Here is a 19,208-nt window from a genome sequence, read left to right as displayed (position 1 = left end):
CTCCCGAGAAGCCCCGGATCATCACATATGCCCCCGGGCCCGGAAACAGCATGAAACTTCGGGACCTGACGGCGACGCTTGGTCGACGGTCGCACGAACCGCGGCGGGGATGTCCGGCGGGTGGCCCCGACAGCGCCCCGCGGCAGGGCCGCCCGTCGCCCCGGCACCCGGTGCGGGCCGAGTTCCCGACACCCCCGCGAACACGGGGCTACCAGGAGATTTCCGAATAGGAACAGCCCCTCTGACCACGGGGTACCGGTACCGGGAGATGCGGGTGGTCACTACGCCCACGGAATAGCACCATCGTGCGTTCCGCCGGCCGTTCTACCCGGGGAGGCGCGCATCCGCGCACCCGCGCGGGCACCATACGGTGCGGGGCCTTCACAGCGGCCCGCACGCGCCCGACGCACGGTGGCCACCGGCCACCGGCCACCGGCTCCACCGGCCACCGGCTCCACCGGCCACCGGCTCCACCGGCCACCGGCCACCGCGTCGCGGACCTGACGGGAGACGGCATGCCACGGGACGACCAACACCGCACCGACGCGATGCTGCGTGGCCTGGTGGGCGCCGGGCGCTCCCGGCTGAGCCTCAGCGCCGCGATGCGCGCGCGGGACGTGTCCCGCCCCACCGGGGCGGACCTGGCCTGGGCGGAGCAGGCGGTCGTGCTGCGCCACGCCCACCCCGCGCCGGCGGGGCCCGGCGGCCCCGCGGATCCGGCGGCGGGCCGCGCCGCCACCCGCTCCACCGATCACCCCGGCCCATCGGGTCCGACGAGCCCGGCGGGTCCGACAGCGGAACCATCGGGTCCGACGAGCCCGGCGGGTCCGACAGCGGAACCATCGGGCCCGCCGACAGGCCCGCCGAGCCCGTCAGCGGGCCGGGCGCGCGCCGGTCGGCCGCGCCGGGCCGGTGGAACCCGGCGCGGGCCGAAACCGGGGCCGAACGGCGCTCAGGACGCCGGCGAGGAGGGGGACGGTTCGGGGATCTCCCCGGAGCGCTCGTAGGCGGAGATCATCCGCAGCCGGCGCAGGTGACGCTGCTCCCCGCTGAACGGCGTCGCGAGAAAGATCTCGACGAGCCCCACCGCTTCGGGCAGCGAGTGCATGCGGGCACCCACGCTGATCACGTTGGCGTCGTTGTGCTGGCGGGCGAGGGTCGCCGTCTGCTCGCTCCAGACCAGGGCCGCACGCACCCCGTCAACCTTGTTGGCGGCGATGACCTCGCCGTTTCCCGAGCCGCCGATCACGATCCCCAGGCTGTCCGGCTCCGCCGCGGCGGCGGCCGCGGCGGCCATGACGAACGGCGGGTAGTCGTCGTCGGGGTCGTACTCGAGGGGCCCGTGGTCTACGGGGGCGTGGCCGAGCTCCGCGAGGCGCGCGACGAGAGCCTTCTTCAGGTGGAACCCGGCGTGATCAGAACCCAGATGGACGCGCATGATGCGCCATCATGCCCGGTCACGGTCCGCCGCCGCGCGCGGGTGACCAACCCCTCCCGGATCAGCCGAAGATCGGGCCCTGCTCCCGGCTGCGCTTGAGCTCGTAGAAGCCGGGCGTCTCCGAGACCAGGAGCACGCCGTCCCAGAGCCGGCCGGCGGCCTCACCGCGCGGGGCCGGGGTGATCACCGGGCCGAAGAACGCGTTGTCCCCGATCGCGATGACGGGCGTTCCGACGTCCATGCCGACCCGGCCGATGCCGTCGGAGTGGCTGGCCCGCAGTCGCTCGTCCCACTCGGTGGAGTGCGCGGCCGCCGCCAACGCCGGGTCGAGGCCCACCTCCTCCAGCGCGGCGGTGAAGGTCTCCTCGGTCAGCTCGGCCTTCTCCAGGTGACGGCGGCGGCCCAGCGCCGTGTACAGCGGGAGGAGCACCTCCTCGCCCGCGGTCGCGGCGGCGGCGACGCAGATGCGTACCGGCCCCCACGCCTGCTTCATCAGCTCCTGGTACTGCTCAGGCAGGTCCCGGCCGTCGTTGAGGATCGCCAGGCTCATGACGTGCCACCTGGTGCGGACCGGGCGGACCTTCTCGACCTCCAGCATCCAGCGTGAGGTCAGCCACGCCCAGGGGCACAGTGGGTCGAACCAGAAGTCCGCGTCGACGACCGCCGGCTCGGGCGTGGGCAGCGCCTCGACGGTGCCCACCGCGGTGCCGGCGGCATCCACGGATCCCGCCCGGTCGGCGGGTGCGGCGGGCCCGTCGGCGACAGAATCGACCGAGACGGCGGCGTCGGCTGACATGGCGGCTCCAAAGGTGGCGCACGGAACAGGACGGTGTCCGGGCCGATGGCCCTTCCGAGCCATCGGACCTCGTTCCACGTCAACCATCCGCGGGCTGTGGATCCTTCCCGGTCGAGGCCAGGTATGTCGCCACCCGGTTGACCACCGCGACGAAGGGCACCGCGGCTATCGCCCCCGGGATCCCGGCGAGCACGCCGCCCGCGGACAGCGCGATGACGATGGCCAGCGGATGCAGCCGGACCGCCCGGCGCATCACCAGCGGCTGCAGCAGGTGGCCCTCGACCTGCTGCACCGCGATCACCACACCCAGGATGATCAGCGAGTCGGGCAGGCCGTTCGACACCAGCGTGACCAGCACGGCGGCGATGCCGGCGACGGTCGCGCCGACGATCGGGATGAAGCCGCCGAAGAAGGTGAGCAGCGCCAGCGGCGCCACGAGCGGGGCACCGACCGCGACCAGTCCGATGGTGATGCCGACCGCGTCCACCGCGGCGACGAACACCGTTCCCCGGATGTAGCCGGTCAGGGTGTTCCAGGCCGCCCGGCCGGCGCCGCGGACCCGGTCCTCGGCCCCGCTGGGGAAGCGGGTGACGATCCAGCTCCAGATCCGCTCGCCGTCATAGAGGAAGAAGAAGGTCGAGAACAGCGCGACCAGGATGCTGGTCAGCACCTCCGCCGCGACCGACGCCGTCGACAGGACCCCGGAGACCACCCGGCCGCGGTTGCTCGTGAGGCTGTTGCGGATGTCGTCGACCAGGTCGTCGATCTGCCCCTCGGACAGGTGGAACGGACCGTCGGTCAGGTAGTCACGGACCTGGTCCACCCCCTCGCTGACCTGGTCGGCCACCGCGGGGATCTCGTTGGCGGCGTTGAAGCCCACCGCGACACCGGCCCCGACCACGAGCAGCAGGAAGATCAGCAGGGCCGCGAACGCCGCGCCGAGCCTGGGTACCCCCATCCGCTGGAACCGGTGCGCGATCGGGTGGATGAGGGCGGCGATGAGCAGGCCGGCGATGACCGGGATCACGACGATCCGCACCCGCCCCACGATCATGGCCAGTATGTAGATGGCCGTCCCGATGATGAGCAGACGCCAGGACCACGCTGAGGCGACGCGCAGGGACACCGGCACGTGCTGTTCGGCGCGGTGGGCCGTCGAGGCCTGCGCAAGATCGCCGCCGGCACCGCTGCCGCCCGTGCCGGCCGAGCCGCCCCGGCCCGGCTGCTGCTCCGGAGGGCCGGCGCCGGCCCCCGCCCTGGCGAGGCGCAGCCGGCGCGGGATGCGCTGGCGCGGGCCGGCCGGCGCGGGCCGGCCGTCAGAACCCGGGCCCCCGCCGGAACCCGCCGCGCCCGCGGGTGTGCCCGCCGCGCCCGCGGCACCCGGTGTGACCGAGCCCGCTGAGCCCGTGGAGCCCGCTGAGCCAGGTGAGGCGGAGCCGGCGGCCCCGGAGCCGGCCGCGGCGTCCGCGGTGGCCCTCCTCTGACCACGACGGATTGGGACCCGGCCCAGTCCCGCCACCCGCCGCACGGCCACCCCCTACGTCCGGTGTCTGAAGGTTCCGTCCTTCGACACATCCAACCCGACGCTCAGTGCAAGCTTCCACCAAGGGTGAGAACAACACACTCAGCACACGTTCGGACAGGACGATTCCACCCCCGGACCAGGCCGGAGGTGCCCGCCGCCGGGCCGGGCGCCGGGCCCGGCGGGGACGGGCCCGCAGCTGGCCCCGGACGTCACCGGGCCCGCCGCCGGGCATGGGAGACTGGCCACCGAGGTCAACGTCATGACCGCCTGCGACCGCGGCCGCAGGTGACCACGGCCGCATGTGACCGCGAGGGAACGCGCGCACGCGCGAGTGGGCCGCGCGTCCTCGCCGACTCCGCGACGTTTCTGCGAAAGGATCCGGGTGCCTCACAACCTCACCCGCGACGAGGCGCGCGAGCGCGCCCGCCTGCTGGCCGTCTCGTCCTACGACGTCGAGCTGGACCTCACGGTCGGCGACGAGACCTTCCTGTCCAGTACCACCGCGTCGTTCACCTGTGCCGAGCCCGGCGCGTCGACCTTCGTCGAGCTGGCCGCCCCGGCGGTGCGCGAGATCGTCCTCAACGGCCGGTCGCTGGACCCGGCGGAGGTCTTCGACGGCTGGCGGATCGCGTTGCCCGGCCTCGCCGCGACGAACGAGCTGCGGGTCGTGGCCGAGTGCGCCTACTCCCGCACCGGCGAGGGCCTGCACCGCTTCGTCGATCCCGTCGACAGCGCCGTGTACCTGTACACGCAGTTCGAGACGTACGACGCGCACCGCATGTACACCTGCTTCGACCAGCCGGATCTCAAGGCCGCCTTCACCCTCGCGGTGACGGCGCCCGCCGACTGGCGGATCATCTCCAACAGCGTGGTCACCGGGAGCGCGAGCGCCGCCGACGACGCCACCCGGACCTCCTTCGCCCCGACCCCGGTGATGTCGACCTACATCACCGCCCTGGTCGCCGGGCCGTACCACGAGGTGCGCGACCACCACGACGGCATCGACCTCGGGGTGTACTGCCGCCGCTCGCTCGCCGAGTTCCTCGACCCGGGCGAGATCCTGGAGATCACCAAGCAGGGCTTCGACTTCTACCACCGGGTCTTCGACTACCGGTACCCGTTCGGGAAGTACGACCAGCTGTTCGTGCCGGAGTTCAACGCGGGCGCGATGGAGAACGCCGGCTGCGTCACCTTCCTCGAGGAGTACGTCTTCCGGGCGAAGGTCACCGAGGCGCGCCGCGAGCGGCGGGCCGAGACGATCCTGCACGAGATGGCGCACATGTGGTTCGGCGACCTCGTGACCATGCGCTGGTGGGACGACCTGTGGCTCAACGAGTCCTTCGCCACCTACATGTCCGTGCTGGCGCAGGTGACGTCCACCCGCTTCACCAACGGCTGGACGACCTTCGCCAACGCGGAGAAGGGCTGGGCGTACCGCCAGGACCAGCTCTCCTCGACGCACCCGATCGTCGCCGACGCCCCCGACATGGACGCGGTGCGCACGAACTTCGACGGCATCACCTACGCCAAGGGCGCCTCCGTCCTCAAGCAGCTCGTCGCCTGGGTGGGCCAGGAGGAGTTCCTCGCCGGCCTGCGCAGCTACTTCCGCAAGTACGAGTACGGCAACACCTCGCTGAAGGACCTGCTCGTCGAGCTGGAGAAGGCCAGCGGGCGGGATCTGAGCCCGTGGTCGGCCGACTGGCTGGAGACCACCGGGGCGAACACGCTGCGGCCGCGGTTCCTCACCGACTCGTCGGGCCTGTTCACCTCGTTCGACGTCGTCCAGGAGCCGGCGAGCGCCCCCGCGACCGCGTCGCGGACGCTGCGCCCGCACCGGATCGCGATCGGCCTCTACGACCGGGACACCACGGGCGCGCTCGTCCGCCGCGAGCGGGTCGAGCTGGACGTCGTCGGGGAGATCACCGAGGTCTCGAAGCTCGTCGGGGGCCGCCAGCCCGACCTGATCGTGCTCAACGACGACGACCTCACCTACGCCAAGGTCCGGCTGGACGAGCGGTCGCTGCGGACCCTGATCGACTCGATCGGGACGATCTCGGCCTCGCTGCCGCGCACGCTGTGCTGGGCGGCGGCCTGGGACATGACCCGCGACGCGGAGCTCGCGGCCCGTGACTACGTCCGGCTCGTGCTGTCCGGCATCGACGCCGAGGACGACATCGGCGTGGTGCAGTCGCTGGTCGCCAAGGCGGCGCTCACGGTCGACAGCTACGGCGACCCGGCGAACCGCCCGGCGGCGCTGCGCGAGCTGACCACCCGGGCCGAGGAGCTCATGCGCTCCGCCGAGCCCGGCAGCGACCTGCAGCTCGTCTTCGCCACCGCCTTCGCCCAGACCGAGGAGCCCGAGCAGATCGCCCGGGTCAAGGCGATCTTCGAGGGCACCGACGTGGTGCAGGGGCTCGCCCTGGACACCGAGCTGCGCTGGACCCTGCTCATCCAGCTCGTCGCGCGCGGGGTCTACGGCGACACCGAGATCGACGCGGAGCTCGCCCGGGACAACACCGCCACCGGGGAGAAGCGCGCCGCCACCGCGCGCAGCGCCCGCCCGACGGCCCAGGCCAAGGCGGACGCCTGGTCGGCGGTCATGGACTCGGACACCCTGTCGAACCACCTGGCGGTCGCCACGATGGGCGGGTTCTGGATCTCCGACCAGCTCGAGCTGACCCGGCCGTACGTCGACCGGTTCTTCGCCGAGATCGGCGGCATCTGGGAGAGCCGCTCGTTCGACACCGCCCAGACGATCACCCAGATGCTGTTCCCGTCCGGGGTCATCGAGCAGTCGACGGTGGAGCTGACCGACGCCTACCTGGCGGAGCGCGACCCGGTGCCGGCGCTGCGCCGGGCCCTGATGGAAGGCCGGGACGGGCTCGTGCGGGCCCTCGCCGCGCGGGCGAAGGACACTGCGGGGCCGGTGGCCGGCTCGGCCGGCTGACGGTCCGCCGCGCCGGGCTTCGGGCCCGGCGCGGCGGTCGGTGTCAGCGGTGGATCAGGTTCGGGTCAGCGGCGGGACCCGTTCGGCGCGGCGGGCGCGCCGGCGGCGTCGGAGAGCTGACGCAGCCCGGTGATCACACCGCCCACCAGGTCACCGAGGGCGAAGCTGGACGTCATGGCCAGGGCGGCCAGACCGGCGGCCGAGTCGCTGATGCGCTTCTTGGCGGCCGCGGTGGTCACGACGCGGACGAACCGCTGCCCCGGCGAGACGGCGACGAGCACCGCCTCGTCGCTGCGGGGATCGGCCAGGCCGCCCAGCAGCCGCTCGGCGGCGAGCTTCAGATCGCCGTCCAGGGCACCGACGCGGACGGCGAAGCGGATGCCGGTCTGGGTCTGCGCGGACTGCCGAGCACGTTCGATCCGCTCGGTCTGCTCGTGGGTAAACGCCTCACCAGGTGCCACTGGCACCACCCGCACCCGGTACGGCGGCCCGCGAACGCTTCGCCTCGATGTCCTCCGGCTTCGCGCCGATCCAGATCTCGTCGTGCTCCCACGGCTGGCCCGGACGGTAGCGCGACGGGCGGCTCAGTCGGCTCGTCACCGCGGTGAGGAGGAACGCCAGCAGGAAGCCGCCGACGACCGTTCCACCGTAGAGCGCCCAGGCATGGACAGCCGACAGCGGGTCGGGGTCGTAGGGAGTCCCCACATCCTGCGCGGAGGCCGACACCGCGAGGAAGGGCACCGTGAACAGGGACAACGCAGCGACGGTCAGAACGCGGCGCGCGGCGACCCGCTGACCCGACCTGGAGGTCGGGGGCAGATCGCCGGCCGCGGCGGACCGCCGAGACGTACGGCGCGGACGACGTGGAATCACGTCCGGAAGGGTACCGGGAACGGCCGGCGCGGTCCGTGCCCAGGGGTGCGAGCTGGCTCGCCCCCGCCGCCGACGAGCACAGCCGTGTCCCGACGACGCGTGACACAGCGTTTCAGGGGCGCCGGGTGGTGGTGGATCCCGCCCGGTCGGCGGTGATCACGCCGAGCGCCTCGACCAGCCGGCGCGGCCGCGGATCGGTGATCAGCCGCTCGACGGTGACCCGCTCGCCGGTGTCGTCGACGACCGGCAGCCGCCAGTTGGGATAGCTGTCGACCGTCCCGGGCAGATTCGGCTGCCGGACGTCGCCGAACGCGTCGCCGGGAGCGACCAGCACGATCCGCGCGCGGGACCGGGCGAGCAGGACGTGCAGGCCGAGCGCGGCCGCCGAGCGCAGCTCCGGCTCGAGGTGGTCCTCCTCCGCCGCGGCCTCCGCCGACGGGCCAACCAGGCCCTCCTCGGCGAGCAGCCGCAGCAGTCCGGCGCGTTCGACGAGCCAGGCGGCGCGTTCCTGCTCGTCGGTACGGGCGAGCAGACCGAGCCGGGCGCGCACGCGCACGTGCTCGCCGGCGAGGAAGCCGGCGGCGGTGGGCAGGTCGTGCGTGGTCACGCTGGCCATGGTCCGGGCCCGGTACTCGCCCGGCGGGAGCGGCGAGCCGTCCGCCGCCTGCTCGAACCACAGCACCGAGGAGCCGAAGATCCCGGCGCCGTCGAGCGCCTCGGTCACCGACGGTTCCACGGTGCCGAGATCCTCACCGACGACCAGGGCGCCGGCCCGGTGCGCCTCGAGGGCGAGCAGCCCCAGCAGCGCCTCGGCGTCGTAACGGACGAAGGTGCCGCCGGCGGCACCGGCGCCGTCCGGGACCCACCACAGGCGGAACAGCCCGAGGATGTGATCCACCCGTAGCCCACCGCCCCGGGACAGCACCGCGGCGACCATCGCCCGGAACGGCGCGTAGCCGCTCTCCGCGAGGGCCTCGGGCCGCCACGGGGGCAGGCCCCAGTCCTGGCCCTGCTGGTTGAAGCCGTCCGGTGGGGCGCCGACGGAGGCGCCGGTGGCCAGCACGCCACGCATCGCCCAGGCGTCCGCGCCGCCCGGATCCACCCCGACGGCCAGGTCGTGGACGACGCCGACCCGCATCCCGGCCGCCCTGGCGGCGGCCTGCGCCGCGCCGAGCTGGTCGTCGCAGCGCCGTTGCAGCCAGACATGGAACGCGACACGCTCCGCCAGTTCGACGCGCGCCGCGTCGACCCCCGGCCCGGCGGGATCGCGCAGATCCGCCGGCCAGCTCCGCCAGTCCCGGCCGTGCCGCTCGGCGAGCGCGCACCAGAGGGCGAAGTCACGCAGCGCGCCGTCGGCCCCGCGCGCGCCACCCGGCCCGCCATCGGTCCCGTCGGTCGGCCCGCTGCCCGTCCCGCCGCCGGACGAGGTGAACAGCAGCTCGACGGCGGCGAGCTTGGCCCGCCAGACCGCGTCCCGGTCGATCAGGCCGTCCCGGGTCCCCTCCCGGCGGGCGACCGCGGCCAGCCGGTCGACCTCGGCCCGCACCGCCTCGGTGGCGTGCCGGTACTCCGGGGTCAGCTCGGGCCGCAGGTAGAGCGGTGAGACGAAGCGCCGGCTCGCCGGCGAGTACGGCGACGGCTCGACCGGGAAGGTCGGCGCCACCGCGTGCAGCGGGTTCACCAGCAGGACGTCGGCGCCGTCACGCGCCGACCACTCGGCGAGGGTGGCGAGATCGGCATAGTCACCCATCCCCCACGATCCCGCGGAGGTCAGGGCGTACAGCTGGATCATCCAGCCCCAGGCCCGCCCGGTGGGCTCGGCCGCGCCGCCGGCCGGGCCCGCGGCGGCCGCGAAGTCGGGCACCCGCTCCGGGACGACGATCAGCGGGCACTCCGCGGTGCTCCCGCCGAAGCTCAGCCGCAGGCGATGATCTCCGAGCGGCAGGCCGGACGGCAGGCTCACCGTGCCCGCGTACACGGCGCGGCCGTCGATCTCCCCGACGGCGGCACCGCCCAGCCCGACCGACAGCGGCACGCTCGCCCCACCGGCCAGCACGGCCTCGGCGGTGACGCCGCCACCGGCGGCGGCGACGGCATCGGCGGGTACGTGCACGGCGACCGGTACGGGAGCCTGCGCCCGGACGACCACGCACGGGGGCAGTGGACGCCGCCGGCGCGCCCGGCGGGCCCCGGCCAGCGCGGCGGCCGGGTCCGACGCGTCGACACCGAGCAGGCCCAGCACCGCCCGCACGGCCGTGGGCGACACCGTGACCGGCGTGCCGTCCTGACCGTCGTAGGTGGTGGCCACCCCGAACTCGGCGGCCAGGGCCGCGAGCTCGTCGAGACCGGCCCAGACTGACGCCGGACCCGGCTGTCCATCAGCGGCGACCGCGGCGCCGCCGGCCGGCGGGCCGGCCGCCAGCTCGGCGGCGGGCGGCACGGCGGCGGGCGGCACGGCGGGCTGGTCGGGGCGCTCGGTCGCGGAGGTCACGGACCTGATCCTGCCCGCTGCCCCGGGCGGGTCGTCGAACACCCCCCGGCCCGCTCCACGCCGTCGCCGGGTGCCGGGGCCGGACCCCGCGGCGGCTCCGCGACCGCCGTGGAGCCGCCGGCCGGCCGCCGCCACGGCGAGTCCGCGTCCGCGGCGGGCCCGAAACTCACCGGGGGGGCACCTTCCGGGGGCGGGCCGTCCACCGGCACGGAACCGGCCGACGGGGCGGGACCAACCGACGAGGCGGAACCGACCGAACCGACGGTCCCGCCGTCGGCGACGAACCCGCCGTACCCGACGGGGTCGTCGCCGTCCCAGGGAACCCCTGGCTCCCAGGCCGCCACGCACGGCAGCGTCATCCGCAGCAGCGCGCCGCCGGACGGCGACTCGGCGGCCTCGGCCCTCCCGCCGTGTATCGCCGCCGCGTCCGCGACGATCGCCAGGCCGAGGCCGGAGCCGGGCAGGCTGCGCGCCGCCGTGGCCCGGTAGAAACGCTCGAAGACGCGGGCCCGGTCGGCCGGCGCGATGCCCGGGCCCTCGTCGGCGACGGTGACCTCACCGGCCCGGCTGACCACCCGCACGGTCGAGGACGGCGGGCTGAACTTGACCGCGTTGTCCAGCAGGTTGGTCACCGCCCGTTCCAGCAGGCTCGGCCGCCCGTCCACCAGGGACGGTTCGACGCTCACCTCGATCCGGATGCCCTTGCTGTTCGCCCGGCGCCGGGCCCGGTCCGCGGCGGCCCGCACCACCTGGGCGAGGTCGAGCCGCTCGACCTCCTCCGTGGGCACCTCGTCGCGGGCCAGCTCGATCAGCTCGTTGACCAGTGCGGTGAGCTCACGCATCTGGGCGTCGACGTCGCGCAGCAGCGCGTCACGGTCCGCCGCGGGCAGCGCCCGGTTCGGGGTCGTCTCGGCCCGCATCAGCAGCTCGATGTTGGTGCGCAGGCTGGTCAGCGGCGTGCGTAGCTCATGGGCGGCGTCGTCGACGAGCTGGCGCTGGCGCATCCGGGACGCCTCCAGCGCCCGCAGCATGCTGTTGAGACTGGTCGCCAGCCGGGCGATCTCGTCCGAGCCGGTGACCGGGATGAGGGCGGACAGGTCCTGGGTGCGGGCCACCTCCTCCGCGGCGGCCGCGGCGGCGTCCACCGGTTTCAGCGAGGCGCGGGCGACGAGCCGGCCGGCGATCACCGATCCGACGACGCCGACCAGCCCGACGATGAACAGCACCAGCCCGAGATCGCGCAGCGTGCGATCCACGTCGGAGGTGGAGCGGGCCAGTTGCAGGGCCCCGGTGCCGGTCAGCGGCGGCGGGTAGCGCAGCGGGACGGTGGCCACCCGGTACCGCTGGCCCTCGACCGTGACGGTGTGCAGGTTCTTGCGGCGCAGGCCCCGCGCGACCTCCGTGTCGGCCGCGTCGACCGGGATCGCGAAGGTCTCCAACGAGGGGAAGGCGCTCGCCAGGGGCACGCCCTCGTCGTCGAGGAACTGCAGCTCCATGCCGAAGTTCAGGGCCCGGACGCTGATCTGGCTCGCCTGCAGGTTGCCGGCCGACGCCTTGGCCTGTTCGAGGAGCTGGTCGTCGATCGCCTGGTTCAGCACGATCCGGGTGACACCGAGGGCGACGCTGACCACGACGGCGACCGCGGCGGCGACGGCCACCCCGGCGAGCAGCGCCATCCGGGCCCGCAGCGTCAGCCGCGGGAGCCGGCTCGGCCAGCGCGACGCCGCGGGCCGGGGCGCGGGACCCCCCACCCGCCGCCCCTCGGTCAGCAGGTTCGACGGGCTCGACGGACCTGGCGGGTTCGGCGGGCTCGACGGGTGCTGCGCCAAGGCCGGTCCGGGCGGCGGCAGTGGGTTCACACCCGGTCGGCGGCGGGTTCACGCAGGACGTAGCCCACCCCGCGCACCGTGTGCAGCAGCCGTGGCTCGCCGCCGGCCTCGAGCTTGCGCCGCAGGTAGCTCACGAACACCTCCAGGGAGTTCGAGGAGGGCCCGAAGTCGTAGCCCCAGACCTTCTCCATGATCATCGATCGGGAGAGGACCTGGCGCGGATGGGTCAGGAACAGCTCGAGCAGCTCGAACTCGGTCTTGGTCAGCGTCAGCTCCCGGCCCTCCCGCAGGACCTGGCGGCTCGCCGGGTCGAGCGCCACCCCCGCGTACGAGAGCACGGCGGGGACCCCCTGACCGGAATCGACGCCCGGTGCCGAACCCTGGCCCGCGCCGGCCCGCGTCACCAGGGTGGACCGGCGGATCAGCGCCCGCAGCCGGGCGAACAGCTCCTCCAGCGCGAAGGGCTTCACCAGGTAGTCGTCGGCGCCCACGTCGAGGCCGCTGACCCGGTCGGCCAGCCCGTCACGGGCCGTCAACATGAGAACGGGGACCTCGTCACCGCGCGCCCGCAGCCGGCGGCAGGTCTCCAGGCCGTCCATCCTCGGCATCATCACGTCGAGGACGACGATGTCCGGCTGGTCGCGCGCCACCACCTCCAGCGCGGCGACCCCGTCGGGCGCCGTACGCACCTCGTAGCCCTCGAACCTCAGCGACCGCTCCAGCGACTCGCGGACGGCCGCGTCGTCGTCCACCACCAGTACTCGCACGGCCCCAGTCTGCCCCGCTCGCCCGACAGTTCTAGGCTCCGGACGCGCATCTCAGCAAGACCTTGCCGGATCCTCAGCCCCGCTTCAGGCGCTGTGCCCGGAACGGGCCGGTGCGGGCGGATCGATCCTGGGCGCGGGCAGATCGTCCGTGCCCGGGGCCGGAGTGTCCTCCTCGGAGCTCCCGGCCTCGTCGTCGTCGTCATCGTCCACGACCACGACCTCGCTGCGCTGGACGGAGCCGAGCTCGATCCCGGCCCGGCCGAGCGACGCCCGGACCCGCTCCCGCAGCTCGCGGGCGACGTCCCACTGCTTGAGCGGCTGGGTCTTGATGGCGATCCGCAGCGTGTAGCCGTCCGCGGTCATGGTCTCCATGCCCCAGACCTCCGGCTCGGCCAGGATCAGGCCCGACCAGGCCTCGTCCTTCCACAGATTGTCGGCCGTCCGGACGAGCACCCGTTTCGCGGCGGCGACCTCGGTGTCGTAGTCGAGCGGCACGTCGAGAACTGTGCGTGCCCACTGTTGGCTCTTGTTACCGACCCGGGTGATCTCGCCGTTGCGGACGTACCAGACCGTCCCCTCGACGTCGCGCAGCCGCGTCATCCGCAGGCTCACCGCCTCGACGGTGCCCGAGACCGGGCCGACGTCGATCACGTCACCGACGCCGTACTGGTCCTCCAGCAGCATGAACATGCCCGACAGGAAGTCACGCACGAGGTTCTGCGCGCCGAAACCGACCGCGATGCCGAGCACTCCGGCGCTGGCCACGATCGGGGCGAGATTCAGGCCGAGCTCGCCGAGGATCGTGAGGAAAGCCATCCCGAACACAAAGATTGATGTCACGCTGCGCAGCAGCGATCCGACGGTTCCGGCGCGCTGCCGCCGCCGCTCGAGCAGAACCGTCGGATCACCGAATGCGCCCAGCAAGGTGTTCGACCGCAGCCCGCGCAGCAGGCCGGTGCTGCGCCCCGAGGCGGCCCGTTCGGTGGTCCGCCGGATGAACCGGTGCAGCAGCGTCCGGATCACCATCGCGAACAGCAGAATCAGCAGAATCTTGATCGGTGTGCCGAGGAACACCTCGGCACCGGAGGCAAGATAGTTACTGCCCGTGACGTCGTACACGGTCCGGCACATGAGGCCGGGGTCGGTGCCGCAGGCGTCCCGCAGCGCGTTCGCGACGCTCTCGATCGAGACGAGATCCGTCGTCGGGCTGGGCGAGACCGGCACCGAGGGCACGGGGCCGGGCGAGACCGTCGCGGCGGCCGTCGGTGCCGCGGTGGGCGCCAGGATCGCGCCGAGCATCGGGATCATCGGCTGAGCCAGCACGGACGGCTAGCCACCCAGGACCCCGGGGGGCGGCCCGGCCGCGACCGGTTCGGCGGGCACGCCGCCGAACCGGACAGAGCCGAACGGGACACGCGAGATGGGCACAACGTCGGCCATCCTCCGTAAGCAGGTCTCTCAGTCGGATCGACGCCGATCGGGCGCCGTGTGCGTCTGGAAGCCCCCCGGCCGGGCCGCGGCGAGGCGGCCGGCACCCATCCCCCGGCGGCGCCCCGCTGGTGCGGGCGGCTGGCGCGGCGCCGAGTCGACCTTGACAGTCTCGCCCATCGGTGGGTTCGGACCGGCGGGCACCCCCGGGTCGGCCACACACGGACACGACCGACAGGCCGTCACACGCCGTGATTTTATGGTCACGACACACGGTCGAATCAGGTTGTTGTTCGTCACAAACCGCACCGGATATGCACATCGGCGCTTTGCCGGGACTGATGACCATGCAAACAGGCTCGCGTTCTGCCGCCGAAGAAGGTTGACTGTCCATTGTCACCGGAGACGCTGGGTAGGACGGTCCGCGAGGACCCTCGGGTGGGCAGGAGGTCGGCGCGTGGCAGAGGCGCTGGTTCTCAATGCCACGTACGAGCCTCTGTGCGTGGTGTCACAAAGAAGAGCACTGGTGCTCGTTCTCACCGACAAGGCCGTGATGGTCGAATCCGCCGGCCAGGTGCTGCGTTCGTCGACGGCCGCCGTCGAGGTTCCGATCGTCGTCAGGCTGGCGCGGTTCGTGCGCGTGCCCTACCGTTCACAGATTCCGCTCACCCGCAAGGGCGTGCTGGCGCGCGACCATCACCGGTGCGTGTACTGCAACGCCCCGGCCACGTCCCTTGACCACGTGATCCCCCGTTCCCGGGGCGGTCCGCACGTATGGGAGAACGTCGTGGCGGCCTGTGGCCGCTGCAACCACGTCAAAGCCGACCGGGCCGTCGCGGACCTCGGTTGGCGGCTTCGCACGGCGCCCAGAGCGCCGAGCGGAGCCGCCTGGCGCATTCTGGGGTCCCGGCGGATGGACCCGCGGTGGTCGCGGTACCTGAGCACGGTGGCGGACGTCTCCGAGGCCGCGAGCGCCTGACCCGGCCCGTCTGAACCGTCCCGGCCCACCCGACCGGTCCCGGCCCGCCTGGCCCGTCCCACCCGGTCGCCGGGCGGTACCCGCCGCCGGGCCGGGGCAGGTACCCGGGGTGCGCATACTCGTCACCGGTGCGACCGGGTACATCGGCGGTCGGCTGGCTCCCCGCCTGCTCCGCCAGGGCCATCTCGTCCGCTGCATGACCCGTGATCCGGCCCGGCTGGCCGACGTCGACTGGGCCCGGCTCCCCGACGTCGAGGTGGTCCGCGCCGACGCCCTCGACCCCGCGTCGCTGCCCGCGGCGATGGAGGGCGTCGACGTCGCCTACTACCTGATCCACTCGATCGACACCGGCGGCGACTTCTCGGCCGTCGACCGCCGGGCGGCCGAGGCCTTCGCGCGGGCGGCACGGGTCGCCGGCGTGCGCCGGATCATCTACCTGGGCGGGCTGAGCCCGACCACCGGCGTCGGCCTGTCGGCGCATCTGGCGTCCCGGCAGGAGGTCGCGCGGATCCTGCTCGACTCCGGGGTGCCGACGGTCGTGCTGCGCGCCGCGATCATCATCGGCAGCGGCAGCGCGTCGTTCGAGATGCTGCGCCACCTCACCGAACGGCTGCCGGTGATGCTCACCCCGCGCTGGGTGCGGACCCGCATCCAGCCGATCGCCGTCCGGGACGTGCTGCACTACCTGCTCGGATGTCTGCGGCTGCCGGCCGAGATCAACCGCTCGTTCGACATCGGCGGCCCGGACGTCCTGACCTACGCCGACATGATGCAGCGTTTCGCCGCGGTGGAGGGCCTGCGCCGCCGGGTGATCATCCGCGTGCCGGTGCTCTCCCCCGGCCTGTCGTCACTGTGGGTCGGACTGGTGACGCCGGTCCCCAAGGCGATCGCGCGCCCGCTGGTCCGCTCGCTGCGGTCGGAGGTCGTCGTCGGCGAGCACGACATCGCACGCTGGGTGCCGGACCCTCCCAAGGGGCTGCTGCCGTTCGAGACCGCGGTCGCCTACGCGCTGGCGCGGGTCCGCGACCGGGCGGTGGAGACCCGGTGGTCGACGGCGGTCTGGCCGGGCAGCCCGATCGCCGCGCCGTTCCCCGAGGTCACCGCCTACCTGGCCGGCCACCCGTCCAACGGGTCGTCCGGCCACTCGTCCGACGGGGTCCTGCCCGGCGCCGCTCCGCCGGGGGAGCCCGTCCCGACCGATCCGGCCTGGGCCGGGAGCTCGCTGTGCACCGACGAGCGGTCGACGGCCGTCGCCGCGCCGGCGGACCGCCTGTGGCGGGTCGTCGAGGGGATCGGCGGCGAGAACGGCTGGTACAGCTGGCCGCTGGCCTGGTCGGCGCGTGGGTGGCTCGACATTCTCGTCGGCGGGGTCGGGCACCGTCGCGGCCGGCGCGATCCCGCCCATCTGCGTACCGGCGAGGCGATCGACCTGTGGCGGGTCGAGGAGATGGTCCCCGGCCGGCTGCTGCGGCTGCGTGCCGAGATGAGGCTGCCCGGCCACGCCTGGCTCGAGCTGCGCGTCGAGCCGGGCGGTGGCCCCGACGGCGCGACAGTCTACCGGCAGCGGGCGCTGTTCCTGCCTCGCGGGCTGCCGGGTCACCTCTACTGGCGGGCCGTCAGCCCGTTCCACGCCGTGGTCTTCGGCGGAATGCTGCGGACCATCGTCCGCCGGGCCGAGTCCACTCCCCCGGCGACGCCGGTCGGCCCGCCGGCGACGCCGGCCGACCGGTGACCGGGCCTCGGCGCGCGTCGCCCGCCGGTGGACGACGCCCGCCGGCTCAGGTGTGGTCGGCCTCGTCGGGGATCTCCATCTCGAACCAGACGCGCTTGCCGTCCGGCGTCGTCTCGACGCCCCAGGCCTGTGCGAGTGCCTCGACGAGGAGCAGGCCCCAGCCGTGCTCGGCCTCCGGATCGTTCTGGGAGCTGCCGCCGGGCCGGGGCAGGGCGGTGCCCTCTCTGTCCTCGACGCTCACCCGCAGCCGCCCGGGCTCCAGCGTGGCCCGCAGCACGAGATCGCTGCGCGCGTGCAGCACCGCGTTGGTGACCACCTCGCTGACCAGCAGGATCGCGTCGTCGAGTGAGCCGATCCCGGCGTCGAGCAGCGAGTGCCGGACGGCCGTGCGGGCCTGCCCGGCCGACGCGGCGACGGCCGGCAGCGCGAGCTGGAGCAGCGGCGGGCGTAGCGGCCGGGTGATCAGCGCGAGCAGCGCGATGTCGTCGTCCGTGCGCGGCGGGAGGTCCGCGGCCAGCAGGCAGCGCTCGAGCAGGGTCCGGGCGGTCTCCTCGCTCGGGCCCGACCCGCTGCCGCTCACCGCGTCCGGCCCGGACCAGCTGCGGGCCGCGAAGCCACCGCCGGCGCGGCGGCGGTCGCCGCTGCCCCGCGTCCTGCGGTAGCCGCCACGGCGGTCCCGGCCCGAGCGCCGCTCCCGGATCCGCCGCTCCGGGGCGGCGGTGGCCCCGCCGGCCACCGCGGGCCCGCCGGCCGCCGGCGGCACGGCGGATACCGACGGATCACCCGCGGTCGACGCGGTCGACGGGGTTGACGCGGCGGACACAGCGGATTCGGCGGGCTCGGCGGCGGTGGGCGGCGTGTCCTCAGGCGCGGCGCCCGAGGACGAGAGGAACGCCCGAACAGCGCGCGGACGGGCCATCTGCTCGCCCAGGCCCGACCGCAGGTGCTCCAGGCCGTCCGCGAGCGGCCGGCGCCGGGACTCGACCAGGCCGTCGGTGAACATCACGAACGCCGAGCCGGGCGGCAGCGAGATGGTCAGCTCGGAGAACACGCCCTGCTCACCCGTCCCGAGTGGGAGTCCGGGTTCGAGCACGAGGTAGTCGGGCTCCTCGTCGGGCAGCAGCAGCAGCGGCGGCGGATGGCCCGCGCTGGCGATCGTCATCCGGCCCGAGTAGGGGTCGTACACCGCGTACATGGACGTCGCCATCTGCAGGCCGGGCAGCGAGTCGACGACCCGGTCGAGCCGGGCCAGCAGCTCGGCGGGGCCCCAGTCCTCCAACGCGTACGCCCGCAGCGCGGCCCGCAGCTGGCCCATCACCGCGGCCGCGTGCAGGCCGCGGCCCATCACGTCGCCGATGGCCACCCCGACCCGCCCGCCGGGCAGCGGGATGACGTCGTAGAGGTCCCCGCCGACCTCGGTGCCGGCGGTACCGGGCCGGTACTCCATCGCGATCTCCATGCCGTCCAGCGCGGGCGGGTGCGCGGGGAGCATCGAGCGTTGCAGGGTCAGCGCGGACTCCTCGACGTCCCGGAAGAGCTGCGCGTTGTCGAGCGCGGTGCCGCCGCGCCGGGCCAGCTCCTCGATGAGGCGGATGTCGAGCGCGGTGTACTCGACGTCGTCGCGGCGGCTGACGGTGAGCGCGCCGAGCACCCGCCCGCGGGCGTACATCGGCACGGTGACGGTCGCCCCGGCCCGCAGGTCGTCGGAGAACCGGGCGCCGGCCTCACCCGGGAACAGGCGGCGGACGACCTCCTCGGTGTAGCGCGGCACGTAGTACGACTGGCCGGTCCGGATCACGACGCCGGGCGGGATGTCCTCGGTGACCGTCGGCGGGTGGAAGTCGATCGCGGCCCGGACGAACTCCGCGGCCTTCGGGTTGGCGAAGGCCGAGCCGGCCAGCCGGACACAGTCGCCCTCCCCGCGCAGCCAGACCACGGCCGCGCCCCCCAGCCGGGGCACCACCAGGGCGGCGATCATGTCGATGATCCGCTGTGGGTCGAGCGAGCTGCTCAGGACCAGGCTCGCGTCGGCGAGGAACGACAGCTGTTCGAGCGTCGCCTCCTCGGTGACGTGCGCACGCCGCCGCCGCCGGGTGCCCGACAGCTCGCGGACGATGGCACGGCCGACCGTGGCCGTCGTGGCGGCCCAGCCCGCCGAGTGGGAATCCGTGTCGATCACCTGGCCTCGACTCTCCCCTCCGGATGCCTCGACCGGATCGGCCGCAACACGGAGGGGACGTTTACCCATCGGGACACATCCACCCCCAGGAAGCACACCATAACGGACAGTGACGTCATCCACTCGCGGAAGTGTAGTTCGGGAGTCGGACATCGCGCCCGGCGAGACGCTCGACGGACACTTTCCGTAACCGGAGCATCCCGTTTACTTCGTGCCCGCCAAGA

Annotated in this window: 13 protein-coding genes; 3 read left to right on the top strand and 10 right to left on the bottom strand. The window is 73.9% G+C overall.

Annotation, left to right across the window (positions count from 1 at the left end; all coding sequences use genetic code 11):
- Positions 1–952: 952 nt before the first annotated feature.
- From B056_RS0115790 to B056_RS0115780, 3 genes are all read right to left on the bottom strand, one after another.
- Complete coding sequence (locus tag B056_RS0115790; protein WP_018502833.1) at positions 953–1,438, bottom strand: ribose-5-phosphate isomerase; 486 nt, start codon at positions 1,436–1,438, stop codon at positions 953–955.
- 61 nt (positions 1,439–1,499) lie between these two features.
- On the bottom strand, positions 1,500–2,234 hold the full coding sequence (locus B056_RS0115785) for a mycothiol-dependent nitroreductase Rv2466c family protein (protein ID WP_018502832.1): 735 nt from the start codon (positions 2,232–2,234) through the stop codon (positions 1,500–1,502).
- 79 nt (positions 2,235–2,313) lie between these two features.
- Positions 2,314–3,762, bottom strand: coding sequence for an AI-2E family transporter (locus B056_RS0115780; protein ID WP_026239760.1), 1,449 nt, complete (start codon positions 3,760–3,762; stop codon positions 2,314–2,316).
- A 379-nt stretch (positions 3,763–4,141) separates the two neighbouring features.
- Here B056_RS0115780 and pepN point away from each other — a divergent pair, with 379 nt between their 5' ends.
- The gene (gene pepN, locus B056_RS0115775) at positions 4,142–6,706 is read left to right on the top strand and encodes an aminopeptidase N (protein ID WP_018502829.1); all 2,565 of its coding nucleotides are present in this window, start codon (positions 4,142–4,144) and stop codon (positions 6,704–6,706) included.
- A gap of 65 nt (positions 6,707–6,771) precedes the next feature.
- On the opposite strand, the gene B056_RS0115770 is transcribed toward pepN, so the two are convergent.
- The 6 genes from B056_RS0115770 to B056_RS0115745 form a co-directional block, all read right to left on the bottom strand.
- Positions 6,772–7,167, bottom strand: a complete 396-nt coding sequence (locus B056_RS0115770) for a DUF5130 family protein (protein ID WP_018502828.1) — start codon at positions 7,165–7,167, stop codon at positions 6,772–6,774.
- Entirely contained in the window at positions 7,154–7,462 is a 309-nt protein-coding gene (locus B056_RS36715; protein ID WP_018502827.1) for a hypothetical protein, read from the bottom strand. Before B056_RS36715 ends, B056_RS0115770 begins: the two co-directional genes overlap by 14 nt.
- 229 nt (positions 7,463–7,691) lie before the next feature.
- Entirely contained in the window at positions 7,692–10,070 is a 2,379-nt protein-coding gene (gene malQ / locus B056_RS0115760) for a 4-alpha-glucanotransferase (RefSeq protein ID WP_026239758.1), read from the bottom strand.
- A complete protein-coding gene (locus B056_RS0115755; RefSeq protein WP_230203024.1) occupies positions 10,067–11,746 on the bottom strand; it encodes a HAMP domain-containing sensor histidine kinase in 1,680 nt (559 codons plus the stop codon). The genes malQ and B056_RS0115755 overlap by 4 nt, the downstream gene beginning before the upstream one ends.
- Positions 11,747–11,925: 179 nt before the next feature.
- Positions 11,926–12,666, bottom strand: coding sequence for a response regulator transcription factor (locus B056_RS0115750; protein WP_026239757.1), 741 nt, complete (start codon positions 12,664–12,666; stop codon positions 11,926–11,928).
- 84 nt (positions 12,667–12,750) lie between these two features.
- Positions 12,751–13,965, bottom strand: coding sequence for a mechanosensitive ion channel family protein (locus B056_RS0115745; protein ID WP_020572521.1), 1,215 nt, complete (start codon positions 13,963–13,965; stop codon positions 12,751–12,753).
- A gap of 586 nt (positions 13,966–14,551) precedes the next feature.
- Here B056_RS0115745 and B056_RS0115735 point away from each other — a divergent pair.
- Positions 14,552–15,073, top strand: coding sequence for an HNH endonuclease (locus B056_RS0115735; protein ID WP_026239755.1), 522 nt, complete (start codon positions 14,552–14,554; stop codon positions 15,071–15,073).
- Positions 15,074–15,182: 109 nt separating this feature from the next.
- Positions 15,183–16,805, top strand: coding sequence for an SDR family oxidoreductase (locus B056_RS0115730; protein ID WP_018502820.1), 1,623 nt, complete (start codon positions 15,183–15,185; stop codon positions 16,803–16,805).
- A gap of 46 nt (positions 16,806–16,851) precedes the next feature.
- Here the strand turns inward: B056_RS0115730 and B056_RS0115725 are convergent, their stop codons facing one another.
- A complete protein-coding gene (locus tag B056_RS0115725; RefSeq protein ID WP_018502819.1) occupies positions 16,852–18,984 on the bottom strand; it encodes an ATP-binding SpoIIE family protein phosphatase in 2,133 nt (710 codons plus the stop codon).
- Positions 18,985–19,208: the final 224 nt, after the last annotated feature.

Origin of the sequence: Parafrankia discariae (assembly GCF_000373365.1) — a bacterium.
GTDB classification, from domain to species: domain Bacteria; phylum Actinomycetota; class Actinomycetes; order Frankiales; family Frankiaceae; genus Parafrankia; species Parafrankia discariae.
Note: the sequence above shows the minus strand (reverse complement) of the source record. Positions and strands in the feature narration are given on the sequence as shown.

Excerpts from the sequence above, each read along its gene's own strand:
- B056_RS0115790 (WP_018502833.1), bottom strand. The coding sequence starts at position 1,438 with ATGCGCGTCCATCTGGGTTCTGATCACGCCGGGTTCCACCTGAAGAAG.
- B056_RS0115785 (WP_018502832.1), bottom strand. The coding sequence starts at position 2,234 with ATGTCAGCCGACGCCGCCGTCTCGGTCGATTCTGTCGCCGACGGGCCC.
- B056_RS0115755 (WP_230203024.1), bottom strand. The coding sequence starts at position 11,746 with ATGGCGCTGCTCGCCGGGGTGGCCGTCGCCGCCGCGGTCGCCGTCGTG.
- B056_RS0115745 (WP_020572521.1), bottom strand. The coding sequence starts at position 13,965 with ATGCTCGGCGCGATCCTGGCGCCCACCGCGGCACCGACGGCCGCCGCG.